The sequence below is a fragment of the Croceicoccus marinus genome, from assembly GCF_001661675.2.
Taxonomy (GTDB): domain Bacteria; phylum Pseudomonadota; class Alphaproteobacteria; order Sphingomonadales; family Sphingomonadaceae; genus Croceicoccus; species Croceicoccus marinus.
This window is the reverse complement of sequence record NZ_CP019602.1, coordinates 2709203-2722050: the sequence shown is the minus strand read 5'-3', so window position 1 is coordinate 2722050 and position 12848 is coordinate 2709203. Positions and strand designations below refer to the sequence as shown.

Genomic DNA, 12848 nt, shown 5'->3' with positions numbered 1-12848 from the left:
ATCAAGTAAAGGAACGCCCCGATGTGCGGAATTGCCGGGCTGTGGGCCCGCACCCATCACCCCGAAACCGTCGCCCGCGCCGAGAAGATGGCCGATGCGCTCTATCACCGCGGGCCGGATGGGCGCGGCTTTCACATCGATGACCGCAATGCGCTGGCGATGATCCATACGCGGCTGTCGATCATCGGGCTGAACGCGGGCGACCAGCCGATCTTCGGCCGCGACAGCGATGGCACCGGCGGCATGGTGCTGACCGCGAACGGCGAGTTCTACGACTACAAGCGCATCCGCGGCCTGCTGCGCACCGATGGCTATGATTTCAACACCAAGTCCGACAGTGAGCTGGCGATCAAGCTTTATCACAAGCACGGCCTTGATTTCGTGCACCATTTGCGCGGAGAATTCGCCTTCGCCATATTTGACGAGGCGAAGCAGCAGCTGATCCTTGTGCGCGACAGGTTCGGTATTCGACCGCTGTTTTGCCACGTGGGTGATGCGGGCGTGTTCTGGGGCAGCGAGATCAAGGCGATGCTGGCGCATCCCGATGTCCCGCGCGAACTCGATCCGCGCGCGCAATTACACCAGATGATGCAGGTGATGGTCCCCGGCATGACGCTGTGGAAGGGGATCGAGGCGGTGAAGCCCGGCCACATGCTGATCGTCAGCCGCGACGGCGACGGCTTCGCGGTGGAAGAGCGCCGCTATTGGGACGCCGACTTTCCGCTGGACGGCGAGCATGACGACCTGCCCGACGAAGAGCATATCGAGAATGTCCGCAAGGCTTTGGTCGAATCCATCGCCCTGCGGCTGGAGGCCGATGTGCCGGTCGCCTGCTACCTGTCCGGCGGCATCGACAGCTGCTCGATCCTTGGCATGGCGGCGGCGATCCAGCAATCGCCGGTCAAGGCCTTCACCATCGGCTTTGACGATGCGCGCTATGACGAAACCTCGATCGCGACCGAAATGGCCGAGATGGTCGGCGCGGACCAGGGCATATTGCGCGTGTCCGCCGCCGATCTCTATGGCCAGAATTTCGAGGATGCGGTCTATTATTCGGAACGCACCTTTTACAACACGCTGGGCGTCGCCAAGATGCTGATGTCCAAGCACGTGACCGAAAACGGCTACAAGGTGGTGATCACGGGCGAGGGCAGCGACGAGCTGTTCGGCGGCTATGCCCAGTTCAAGGCCGATTATTTCCTTCACGACCCCGCCTACGCCGAAACCGCCGCAGGGGCCGAGATGAAGGAGCGCAACAAGATCTTCTCAGGATCGGTGCTGGCGGAGGAGACCATCAGCCATCCTGCGTTCGAGGAGGTGATGGGTTTCACCCCCAGCTGGATCCAGCCGTGGATGCTGGTCTACGAACGGGTGAAGCCGCTGCTGTCGGACGAATTCGTCGAAAAGCTCGATGGCTACGATCCGGTTGCGGCAATTGCCTACAGTCTCGACAAGTCGATGCTCGACGGGCGGCATGTGCTCGACAAGGTGCAGTACAGCTGGATCAAGACCATGCTGGAAGGCCAGATCCTGAACTGGGGCGGCGACCGTGTGGACATGGCGAACAGCCTGGAATCGCGCCCCGCTTTCCTCGACCATCATGTCGCAGAGCTCGCCATGCGCATCCCGCCATCGGTTCGCATCCGCGACGGGATCGAGAAATGGGTGGTGCGCGAGGCGATGAAGCACGTGCTGCCCGAGGTGCTCTACAAGCGCGAGAAATTCGCCTTCATGGCCCCGCCCGCGCACACCAGCGACGAGAAAGGGCGCGAGATCGACCTGCTGCTGGACAAATGGCTGTCGTCGGACAGGATCGCCCAGCACGGCATCTTCGACGAGGATAAATTGCGCGCCAGCATTGCCGAATACAAGCAGTCGGACGATCACACCGCGAACACGCGCAAGGACATCATCCTGAACCACGCGATTGCGCTTCACGCGATCGAGGAACTGATCTGACCGCGGCATGAGCGAGCAGCCGTCGGGCAGCCTCTGGCGTCACATCGGCCCCGGCATCGTCGTGGCCGCCACCGGCGTGGGCGCGGGCGATCTGGTCGCCACGCTGATCGCGGGATCGCGCTTTGGCTATGCGCTGCTGTGGGCGGCGATATTGGGCTGCATCGTCAAGATCGCGCTGTCCGAAGGATCGGCGCGCTATCACCTTGCGACCGGATCGACGATTCTGGCGGGCTGGCAGTCGCTGGGGCGCTGGACCGGCTGGTATTTCGGCATCTATGTCGTGATCTGGGGCTTCATCTATGGCGCCACCGCGATGAGCGCCACCGCGCTGCCGCTGGCCGCTCTGTTTCCCGTGTTGCCGCTGACCGGATGGGCGATCCTGACCGGGCTGGCGGGTTTCGCCTTCGTATTCTTCAACCGGTATGAGCGGCTGGAAGGGCTGATCAAGATCCTGGTTGCGGTGATGTTCGTCGTGATCGTCAGCCTGGCCGTGCTGGCCGCCCCCGACCTGCCGATGCTGCTGTCGGGGCTGGCGGTGACGCTGCCCGGCCATTCGCTGTTCTACACGCTGGGGCTGATCGGCGGGGTGGGCGGCACGGTGACGACCGCGGCCTATGGATACTGGGCGCAGGCGAAGGGCTGGAACGGCACCGGCTGGCTGCCGATGATGCGGATCGACAATGCGGTCGCCTATATCCTGACCGGCATCTTCGTCGTCGCCATGATGATCGTGGGCGCCGAACTGCTATATGCCGCCAGCATCGCGCTGCAGAGCGGGGACCGGGGCCTGCTGGACCTGTCGAACGTGCTTGCCGCGCGCTTCGGCCAGCCAGTCGCCGCTGCCTTCCTGATCGGTTTCGCCGCGACGGCATTCTCGTCCGTACTGGGCGTGTGGCACGGGATGAGCCTGTTCTTCGCCGACTGGTACGCGCAGTTCTTCAACCGGCCGCTGCCCGAAGGCCCGCCCGAACGCAGCGCGCCGTTTCGCGCCTATGCCGCCTGGCTGACCTTTCCGCCGATGCTGCTGCTTTATGCGCAGCAGCCGTTCCTGCTGGCGGTGATCTATGGCGCGTTCGGCGCGCTGTTCATGCCGTTCCTGGCGGTGACCCTGTTGCTGCTGCTGAACCGCCGGGACCTGCCGGCGGAGGCGCGCAATGGCTGGCTGTCGAACGCGATGCTGGCGGGATCGGCGCTGCTGTTCGTCGTGCTGGCCGGACAGCAATTGTGGAGCCTGTTCGCAGCCTGAAAAGCGAAGGCGCGAGCGCTTGTGAAAGCGCCCGCCCCCTCTTTCGGACCTGGCCCGGATCAGAAGCCCAGCGCGACGCCCACGCGTCCGCCGGTCGAGTTTTTCGCGGTCGAACCCGCAAGGCCGCCCGACACGTAGATGCGGGGCGCGACCCGCGCGGCGACGGTACCGGCAAAGCCCTGCTCTCCGCGATAGGTCGAGACATTGCCCGAGACCGAGATCGTGCTGTCGGGCACGATCATCTGCCCGCCCAGCGCCATCGCGGAGGCAATGCCGCCGCGCGTGCTTTCGTCGAGGTCGTCGAGCTGGAACGACAGCGTGTCGACATCCGCCTGCAGCGCCGAGAACTGCGCATCGGTGACCGCCGCGATCGCCTGCATGTTGCTGGCGAGCGAGGCGACCTGCTGGCCGGTGGCGAGCGCGCTGCCCTTGCCCAGCGTGCCGTCATTATCGACTGTCACGGAATAAAGCTGCCCTTCCTGCGCCGAGGTCGAGGCGTCGATGTCGCCCACCCGGACCGAGGAGCCCGTGCCGCCGACAGTGACCTGGTTAACGTCGGTCGTCTGCGCCTGATAGCCGATGGCGGTCGAATTGGCGAAGGCCGCGCTGGCCGACCCGCCGACCGCGGTGGCCGAGGTGCCGCTGGCCGAAGCCTCGGTCCCCAGCGCCACTGCGAACGATCCGGGCGTGACCGCCTTGAAGCCGAACGCGCTGGACCGCCCGCCCGACGAGATCGCGCCGCGGCCGACCGCGGTGGAATCGGCGCCGCTCGACATCGCAAGGCTGCCGACCGCCGTCGAGCGCGCGCCGCTGGACGATGCCGAATAGCCGACCGCGCTGGAAAACGCGGCGCTGGCGGTCGAGCGCGAGCCCAGCGCCATCGCATATCCCGCACCCGACTGGACTGACGAGCCGCTGCCCAGCGCGACGGAATTGTCGGACATGGCAGATGCGCCCTGGCCCATCGCCGTCGAAGCGCTTCCGGCCGATGCGGCATTGGTGCCGATCGCGATCGAATTGGCGCCCGATGCGCTGGCGCCCATGCGGCTGCCGTCGTTCAGATCGGCGTCGGTGCCGAATGCGATGCCGTTCACGCCAGATGCGCTGGCATAGGCGCCGATCGCGCTGCCGCCCTGCGCCGAAACGGTCGCGACCTTGCCGATTGCGGTGCCGAACGCGGCGCTGATGCGCGAATCCGCGCCGACCGCGGTGCTGAAATCGGCAAAGCCATAGGTGGTGTTCGTGCCGTCGGTGGAATCGACCGTGCCGACGCGGGCATCGTTGCCCAGCGCGATCGTGTCATAGCCGACCGACACCGCGCGCGCGCCAAAAGCCACTGCACCATCGGTGAAACCCGTGGCCACGGTCGCGCTATTGAGCGAGGCCTTTGCCTGATAGCCGACTGCGGTGCTGTTGCTGCTGCTGGCCGTCGCCTCGGTCCCGCAGGCGGTGGCGGTTGCATTCGCGCTGCTTGCCCCCTGCGTGCTTTGGGTCGAGGTGCCCGCGTCCTCCATGACGCATTCCTCGGCCATGGCGCTCTGGGGGAGGGCGAGGACGGTGAATGCCGCGATAGCGGTGCCAACAAGCATGCCGGCACGGCGTGCCTGATCGAATTGTGTCATACGAGTTTCCCTTCGCAGAAACATGGGGGCGAGGGGATAAATCGAAATTAACTTCGTTCGATAGATATTGCTTTCAAAAAGCCTGCCCCCGGGGCGCCCTTCATCCCCCCGTAAATCAATCGAGGCAAGGCCAGCACCCCTTTCGAGATACGAATTCTCGAATTTGCTTGCTGCGTTGCGGCAAGGCGTGCCCGATCAGCGGGCAATCGACTGTTCTAGCGGTGTAACTTGCTCCGAAGCGCATGCCAGTTCGAGCACGCAATTGCACAGCAGCTGTGCGCCGCGTTCGATGTCGGACCAGTGAGTCCATTCGTCCGGCGCATGGCTGACCCCGCCGACGCTGGGCACGAAGATCAGGCCGGTTCTGGTTAACGCGGTGAAGAACTGCACATCGTGCCCCGCGCCCGAGGGCATGATCTTGTAGCTGTAGTCCAGCGCCTTCGCATTGCGCTCGACCAGCGCGACGATCCCCTCGTCGCAATAGGCGGGCGCAAGCCAGCTCATCTGCTCGTAGTCGAACTTCAGCCCATGACGGCGCGAGATCGATTCCAGCACCTTGCGGCAGCTGTCGGCGAGGCGCGTCATCACCTCCTCGTCGAGGTCGCGGCCCACGATGGTGAACTCGGCTTCGCCGGGCACGGTGTGGGGGAAGCCGGGTTTCAGCGCGACATGGCCGATGGTGATCCGGCTCTTGTCGGTGCCTTCCTCGTCGATGATGCGCGGGATCTCGTGCGCGAAATCGACCATGCCCATCAGCGCGTCGGACCGCAGGTGCATCGGCGCGGTGCCCGCATGGTCGGCCTTGCCCTTCAGCCTGACCATCCATTTGAACACGCCCGAAATCCCCTCGACCACGCCGATGGTGGTCTTCTCGGTGTCGAGCACCGGGCCCTGCTCGACATGCAGTTCCAGGAACGCGTGCAGCGTTTCGGGGCGGCGATAGGCATGCAGCGCCTCCAGGTAATCCAGCCCCGCGTCGGCCATCGCGTCCTTCAGCGCCAGCCCGTGTTCGTCCGCCGCGCCTTCCAGCCATTCGCGGGTGAGATTGCCGGTCAGCGCCTGCGCGCCCAGCATGCCGCCGAAACGGCCTTCCTCCTCGCTGGTGGCGATCACCTCGATCGGATAGTTCGGCGTGATCCCCGCGTCCTGCATGGTGCGGATCACTTCCAGTCCCGCAACCACGCCCAGCACGCCATCGAAGATACCGCCCGCCGGCACCGAATCGAGATGCGACGCGATCACGATGGCGGGCTTGTCGGCGCCGGCGCCCTCTGCGCCATAACGCCCGATCACATTGCCCGCGCCGTCCATGCGGTGATCGAGGCCCAGCTCGCCCATGCGGTCGCGCAGCCATTGCCGCGCGGCCATGTCCTCGGGCGAGAAGCCCTGGCGATAGACGCCGCGATCCTCTTCGTTGAAGCCGAAGCGGGCGATGGCATTGATGTCCGCCTCGATCCGCTTGATGTCGATCCGGGGCTGGTTCGATCCGGGGGGAGTCGTCATGCGGGCAAGCCTTTCTGCAAGACCGCCAGCCCCAGCGCCGCCAGCAAGGCGGCCCCGCGCGGCAGGGCAGTCTCGTCCATATGCATGCGCGGCGAATGCAGGCCGCAGCACTGCGACCAATCGTCACCTTCGCGCGCAACGCCCAGGAACAGCATCGCGCCGGGCGCATGGTTCAATACATAGCTGAAATCCTCCGCCGTCATCAGCGGGCGTTTCAGCGTCTCGAAGCTGTCCGCGCCGAATTCGCGGACCGCAACCTCGCGGGCGAGGGCGAAAGCGCGCGGATCGTTGACCGTGACGGGAAAGCCCGGTTTGACCGTGACCTCCGCGGTCAGCCCGTGGGCCGCGGCGATATTCGTGGCCAGCCGCTCGATCGCTTGCGGCAGTCGGGCTCGGGTCTCGTCCGACAGGGTGCGCAGCGTTCCGCGCATGGTGCAGGCATCGGCGATGACATTGTCGGCATGCCCGGCCTCGATCCTCGTGACGGTGACGACGACCGGCTCGCCCGCATCGAACTGGCGCGTCACCATGGCTTGCAGCGCGGTCACGATCTCGGCCGCGACGGGCATGGGATCGGCAGCGCCGTGCGGCATTGAGGCATGGCCGCCCGAACCCCTCACCACCACCTGCAACGTGTCCGACGCCGCCATCAGCGGGCCGGGGATGCAGGCGATCTGGCCGTGGCGGGCATTGGGCATGACGTGAAGGGCGAAACAGGCGTCGGGCGGGCCATGCCGATCGGTGAGCAGGCCATCCTCGACCATCATGCGCCCGCCGCCAAAGCCTTCCTCGCCCGGCTGGAACATCAGCCAGACCTCTCCATCGAAGTCCTGCGTGCGTTCGGCCAGCAGCCTTGCCGCGCCGGCCAGCATGGCGGTGTGCCCGTCATGGCCGCAGGCATGCATCCGGCCCTGGGTCCGCGAGGCAAAGGGCAGGCCCGTCTCCTCGGCCAGCGGCAGCGCGTCCATGTCGCCGCGCAGCACCACGCGGCGCCTTTTGTCGGTGGCGGGACCGCGGCCTTTCAGCACGGCGACCGCGCCGGTCGTTTGCGGGCCTTCGCGCCATTCCAGCGGCAGGTCCGCCAGTGCGTCCTTCACTTTCGCCAGGGTACGCGGCGTTTCCAGCCCCAGTTCGGGATCGGCATGGATCGCGCGGCGCAGCGCCACGATCTCGTCGCCCAGCGCCTCGGCCGCCTCTGCAATCGAGGAGCCGATGTCGCCGGGCGGAGTCGCATGAAGGTTCATGACGACAGGGCTAACACTTCCCTGCCGGTCAGGCAAAGAGGCGCGGGTTCAGGACGGCCTTAGGGGTAGTTCACCGTCACCCGCGTGGCGAGGCCGGGGCGCGACACGCGGACCGCGGTTTCCCTCCAGCTGGGGCGGCGGATGCGGTCCATGCTGGGATTGTTCGAAAAGCCGCCGCCTTCGGTCGGGCTCATCTTCAGGAAGTTGAAGTTGAGCTTCTTGTCCTTGTCCTCGTCATGATAGACGAAAAGGGCATAGGTGCCGTTGTCAGGCAGCTTCATGCAGATGCGCTGGTTGCCCGGCCTTGCGGGCACGCGGATCACGTCCATCGAACCGCCGCTGGCCAGGAACTCGTCCGAGCTGTTGTAGATCTTGACCGTCAGCCAGCCCTTGGCATTGCGCATGCCCTGCGCTTCCAGGAACATCCAGCTGTTGCCGCTGCTGTCGCCTTCGCATCCCGCGGGCGCGGCCATCGCGGGCGCCGGGACAAGCGCCGATGCCACCAACGCAAGCGCAAGCGCCCCGCCGGCGCGAAGCATGCGGGAACGGGGCGACGTGTAACGGCCGAAGGTGAAGAGCGATGGGATCATGCGAAAGGGCTCCGCTGCGAAGAAAAGGGGGATGGGCGGCTAGATGGTCTGCTTTGGGAAATGATCAAGCTGCGCCCCATGGTTGGCGGTTTTCTGGGACAAATGCCGTGAATAGGTGCTGAATTCGCCGTTTAGCTGGCGGAAGGAATTGCGCCTTCCCCGGCGATCCGCCCGTTCCGCAAGGTCACGACCCGGTCCGCCATGTCGGTCAGGGCACCGCGGTGACCGATGACCAGTATGGTGCATTGTCCCTTCAGCCCGGCAATGGCGCGCGCGATGGCGGCGTCGTTCTCGGCATCCAGCGCGCTGGTCGCCTCGTCCAGGATCAGCAGCGCCGGATCGCCCAGTAGCGCCCGCGCCAGCGCGATCCGCTGGCGTTCGCCGCCCGAAAGACGGCGGCCCGCGTCGCCCACGACCGTGTCCAGCCCCTCGGGCAGCTCCAGCACGAAGCCGGCCGAAGCCCGCTCCAGCGCGCGCTTCATCTCCGCCTCGCCAGCGTCGGACCTGGCCCATTGCAGATTGCGGCGGATCGTCGTGTGGAACAGCACCGGTTCCTGGTGCAGATAGGCGCTGGTGCGCCGCCATCCGACCAAAGCAGCGCCATCCAATGGCATCCCGTCGACCGAAAGCGTGCCCGCATCGGGCGCGAACATGGCGCCGAACAGGTCGGCCAGCGTGCTCTTGCCCGCGCCGGAAGGTCCGACCAGCGCGGTCATCGAACCGGCAGGCAGCACCAGCGTGACATCATCCAGCGCCGGGCTGTCGCGCCCGGCGTGGCGCACTGTCGCATCGGTGACCGCGATCTCGTGCAGGGGCCGGGGCGCGGGGGCGGCGGGCAGGTCGGGTTCGCGTGCCGCGCTGGCCTGCGCCAGCAGGCTCTCGGCCCGTTCGATCGCGGGCAGCGCGTGCGACCAGTGCTGCAGCCCCGACTGCAGCGTGTCGAGCAGGGGCACCGATCGGGCGAACAGCGCGACCAGCGGCAGCAGCACCGCCAGCGACACGCCGCGCGCAAACGCGACCCACACGACCAGCGCCATCGCCACGGCCCCGGCCGACAGCAGCAATGCGCGGCTTCCCGCGGTGGTGCGGATCATCGCCAGCTGCGCGCGGCGCAGCGCCCCCACGTTCTGCGACAGGCGCAGCGCCGCGCCGCCTTCCTGCCCGTGCGACTTGATCAGGCGCAGCGCGCCCAGCGTCTCCTGCGCCTCGCCCTGCAGGGCGCCGATCCCGCGCACGACATCGCTGCCAAGGCCGCGCGCATGGCGGCGAAAGCGCGAGAACAGCGCCAGCACCGCCATACCGCCCAGCGCGCCGACAAGCGCCGTGACCGGCGACAGCGCGAAGGCGGCCAGCCACACGATCCCCAGCGTCACCACGCTGGTCAGCAGGCCCAGCAGGCGGAATATGCCGTCGCCGATCGTGTCGACCAACTGGATCAGCAGGCTGATATTGTCCGATTGCCGCATCGCCGACAGATGCCGCCAGCCCGCCGACAGCAACGCGCGATAGATCCGGTCGCGCCAGTCGTCGACCACGGCATACTGGCTGCGCGTCTGCGCCAGCGCGAGGCGGTAGTTCAGCACCGCCCGCGCCGCCACCAGCGCGACGAACAGCGCCAGCAATCCGCCAAGCCCCATCCATTGCGCCAGCGTGGCAGAGGCCGAGGCCGCCCAGCCGGGCAGCCCGGCGGCCAGCTCGCCCGCGGACAGCGCCGACAGCATCGGCACGAGCATCAGCAGCCCCACCCCCTCGCTGAGGGCCGAGGCCAGCGTCAGCGCGGAGAGCAGCGCGATCTGCCCCGGCGGGATCGAGCGCAGCAGCCCCGCCGCGCGGCGGATCGTCGAGAGCGTCATGGGCGGGGCGTCATCGGGCGGAACATCGCGCCTTTCCTAAACGCATTTGCGGCGCTTGGCACGGGTGGGCGCGTATTCCCCCCGCTTCGGCTGCCGGAACTGTCTCTATCAGGGACGAACCGAAGGGGGCGTGTGGAAAAAACCGCCGGTCTTGCTTGTGACGCTTCTCTGCTGTGGACTATCCGTGATTCATGCCCGAACCGCTCATCTCTCCGTCGATCCTGTCCGCCGATTTCGCCCGGTTGGGAGAGGAAGTGCGCGCCATCGACGAAGCAGGCGCGGACTGGATCCATGTCGACGTGATGGACGGGCATTTCGTGCCCAACATCACCATCGGCCCGGCGGTGGTAAAGGCGCTGCGCCCCCATTCGGCCAAGGTCTTCGACGTGCACCTGATGATCAGCCCGGTGGACCAGTACCTGCAGGATTTCGCCGAAGCGGGCGCCGACATCATCACCGTCCACCCCGAGGCGGGGCCGCACATCCACCGCACCGTGCAGGCGATCAAGGGGCTGGGGAAAAAGGCGGGCATCTCGCTCAATCCCGGCACGCCGGCCAAAATGCTGGATTATCTGATCGACGAGATCGACCTTGTACTGGTAATGAGCGTCAATCCCGGCTTCGGCGGGCAAAGCTTCATCCATTCGCAATTGAAGAAGATCGAGGCGGTTCGCCGCATGATCGACAAGTCGGGCCGCGACATCCGGCTGGAAGTCGATGGCGGCGTGAACGCCGAAACGGCGCGACTGTGCGTCGATGCGGGCGCCGACGTGCTGGTCGCTGGCAGCGCTACCTTCAAGGGCGGTCCGCCGCAATATGCCGCCAATATCGCCGCCCTTAAGGGCAAGGATTGAATCCGTTATGGTCTTCCACCACTCCTCTCTCCACGACGCGTCCAAGGCGCGGTCCGGTTCCGCCGGTCGGCGCGGCGTTCCCCTGGCCGGGGCGGGCGGCGATGGCGGCCTGGTCGAGACGGAGGCAGGCGAAATTGGGCCTGGCCCGGCGCCCGGTGCCGGTCCTGGGCCCGGTCCTGCTTCTGGCCCCGCTTCTGGCCCCGCACTGGGCGGTGCCGGCAGGATGAGCGGCGATCCCGCTCCGCCCCCTCCGCTGCGCGATGGCGAGCTGGCGCTGGCCGAACTGTCGCCGCCCAGCCTGGGTCCGATCGACCGGGTGATGCGCTTTCTGTATGCGCGCGGCATTTCGGCGCGCAACCTGGTGCGCCCGTTCCACAAGCCGTCGAAGATGCGCTTGCTGGCGACCGTGGCCGAACCGCTGCCGGGCGAGCGTCCGGGCGGCATGGCGCTGCGCGCGGGGCATTTCCTGATCGCGGGCAAGAGGCTGAGCGTCGAGAACCTGGATTTCAGCTCGGGCAAGCTGGCGCCGCCGATCGCGCGGGCGATCCACGGCTTTGCCTGGCTGCCCGACCTGGAAGCCGCCGGCACGCGCGACAAGGTCGCCCCGGTGGCCGAGGATATCTTGCGCCGCTGGATGCTGGCGAACCCGGTGGTGGGCGAGGGGCCCGCATGGCAGGCCGGCGTCGCGGGTGAGCGGCTGCTGATCTGGCTGGTGCATGCGCCGCTGATCCTGTCGGGCACCGACCGTGCGTTTCGCGCCGCGCTGCTGCGCCACATGTCGGATACCGCGTTGTGGCTCGACCGCCAGGTGCGCCGCCGCCATGCGCCGCAGGACGCGATCCCCGCATGGGTTGCGGTCACCGCGGCGGGCCTGCTGATGCCCGACGGCAAGCCGCGCCGCCTGTATGGAGAGGCCGGGCTGGTCGCGACCCTGGGCGATGCGGTGGGCGAGGATGGCGGCATGCTGTCGCGCAGCCCCGACGACCAGATCGCCGCGATCGCCGCGCTGCTGCGGCTGGTCGCCTGCTATCGCGCGTGCCGCCGCGAACCGCCCAGGCAGGTCGAGACGATGCTGCGGCTGATGACGCCGCCGCTGCTGGCGCTGGCGCATGCCGACGGGTCGCTGGGCAGCTGGCAGGGCTGCGCGCCGGTCAGCGCGCGCCGCCTGACGATGCTGTGCGAGGCGGCCGATCCGCATGCCCGCCCGCTGCGCGAGGCGGGGCACTGGGGCTATCAGCGGCTGGCCGCGAAACAGGCCGTGCTGCAGTTCGATGCCGCGCCGCCCCCTTCGGGGCGCGAGGCACATGGCGGCTGCGCATCGACGCTGGCCATCGAATTCAGCCACGGGACAGAGCGCATCTTCGTCAATTGCGGCGGTGCGTCGATGGCGGGCGGCGCGGTGCCGCGCCGGATCGAGGAAGGGCTGCGATCCACCGCCGCGCATAGCACGCTGACACTTGGTGAAGCCGATTCGACCGCGGTCGAGGCCGACGGGCGGCTGGGCGGCGGGGTCAAGACCGTCACCTTCGACCGCGAGCGGGCGCAGGGCGCGCAGATCATGATCGCCAGCCATGACGGCTATGTCGCCCGCCACGGGCTCTATCACGAACGGCGGCTGGCGCTGGCCGATGACGGATCGATCCTGGAAGGACAGGACGCGCTGATGCCCCGCGGCAAGCGGGCGCGGCGCGGCAGCCATGCCTTTGCGATCCGATTCCACCTGGGCGCCAATGTCGCCGCCGACCATGTCGTCAAGACAGAAGACGGCGGCAGCGGCGCGATGCTGGCGCTGCCCGATGGTTCGTTCTGGCAGTTCCGCGTGGACGAGCCGGGTCTGGCGATCGAGGAAAGCCTGTGGGTCGACAGCGGCGGCCAGCCGCGCCAGACCCTGCAGCTGGTCGTCACCGGCGATGTCGGGCGCGAGGGCGACATGGTGCACTGGACCTTGCGCAAGACGGGCTGAACGCCCGCGACCGG

The 12848-nt window shown here is 67.4% G+C and carries 9 protein-coding genes; 4 read left to right on the top strand and 5 right to left on the bottom strand.

The genetic code is table 11. The features are described 5' to 3' along the window. Positions 1–21 precede the first annotated feature (21 nt). Both asnB and A9D14_RS12885 read left to right on the top strand, forming a co-directional pair. Positions 22–1959, top strand: coding sequence for an asparagine synthase (glutamine-hydrolyzing) (asnB, locus tag A9D14_RS12890; RefSeq protein WP_066847151.1), 1938 nt, complete (start codon positions 22–24; stop codon positions 1957–1959). 7 nt (positions 1960–1966) lie between these two features. Beyond that, positions 1967–3205 (top strand): Nramp family divalent metal transporter, encoded by a 1239-nt coding sequence (locus A9D14_RS12885; protein ID WP_066847149.1) that lies wholly within the window; start codon positions 1967–1969, stop codon positions 3203–3205. Positions 3206–3264: 59 nt separating this feature from the next. On the opposite strand, the gene A9D14_RS12880 is transcribed toward A9D14_RS12885, so the two are convergent. From A9D14_RS12880 to A9D14_RS12860, 5 genes are all read right to left on the bottom strand, one after another. After that, positions 3265–4827: a YadA-like family protein gene (locus A9D14_RS12880; protein ID WP_066847147.1), complete on the bottom strand. Its 1563-nt coding sequence runs from the start codon at positions 4825–4827 to the stop codon at positions 3265–3267. Positions 4828–5022: 195 nt separating this feature from the next. After that, positions 5023–6330, bottom strand: a complete 1308-nt coding sequence (locus A9D14_RS12875) for a Zn-dependent hydrolase (protein ID WP_066847144.1) — start codon at positions 6328–6330, stop codon at positions 5023–5025. Beyond that, positions 6327–7574 carry a M20 metallopeptidase family protein gene (locus A9D14_RS12870; RefSeq protein WP_066847142.1) on the bottom strand — a complete coding sequence of 416 codons (1248 nt, stop codon included), beginning with the start codon at positions 7572–7574 and terminating at the stop codon, positions 6327–6329. The genes A9D14_RS12875 and A9D14_RS12870 overlap by 4 nt, the downstream gene beginning before the upstream one ends. A gap of 59 nt (positions 7575–7633) precedes the next feature. Beyond that, entirely contained in the window at positions 7634–8164 is a 531-nt protein-coding gene (locus tag A9D14_RS12865) for a DUF2141 domain-containing protein (protein ID WP_066847139.1), read from the bottom strand. Positions 8165–8295: 131 nt separating this feature from the next. After that, positions 8296–10017: an ABC transporter ATP-binding protein gene (locus A9D14_RS12860; RefSeq protein WP_066847136.1), complete on the bottom strand. Its 1722-nt coding sequence runs from the start codon at positions 10015–10017 to the stop codon at positions 8296–8298. Between the two features lie 191 nt (positions 10018–10208). Between A9D14_RS12860 and rpe the strand changes: the two genes are divergently transcribed. Beyond that, a complete protein-coding gene (rpe, locus tag A9D14_RS12855; RefSeq protein WP_066847131.1) occupies positions 10209–10871 on the top strand; it encodes a ribulose-phosphate 3-epimerase in 663 nt (220 codons plus the stop codon). Positions 10872–11094: 223 nt separating this feature from the next. Next, positions 11095–12834 (top strand): heparinase II/III family protein, encoded by a 1740-nt coding sequence (locus tag A9D14_RS12850; RefSeq protein WP_066847129.1) that lies wholly within the window; start codon positions 11095–11097, stop codon positions 12832–12834. Positions 12835–12848: the final 14 nt, after the last annotated feature.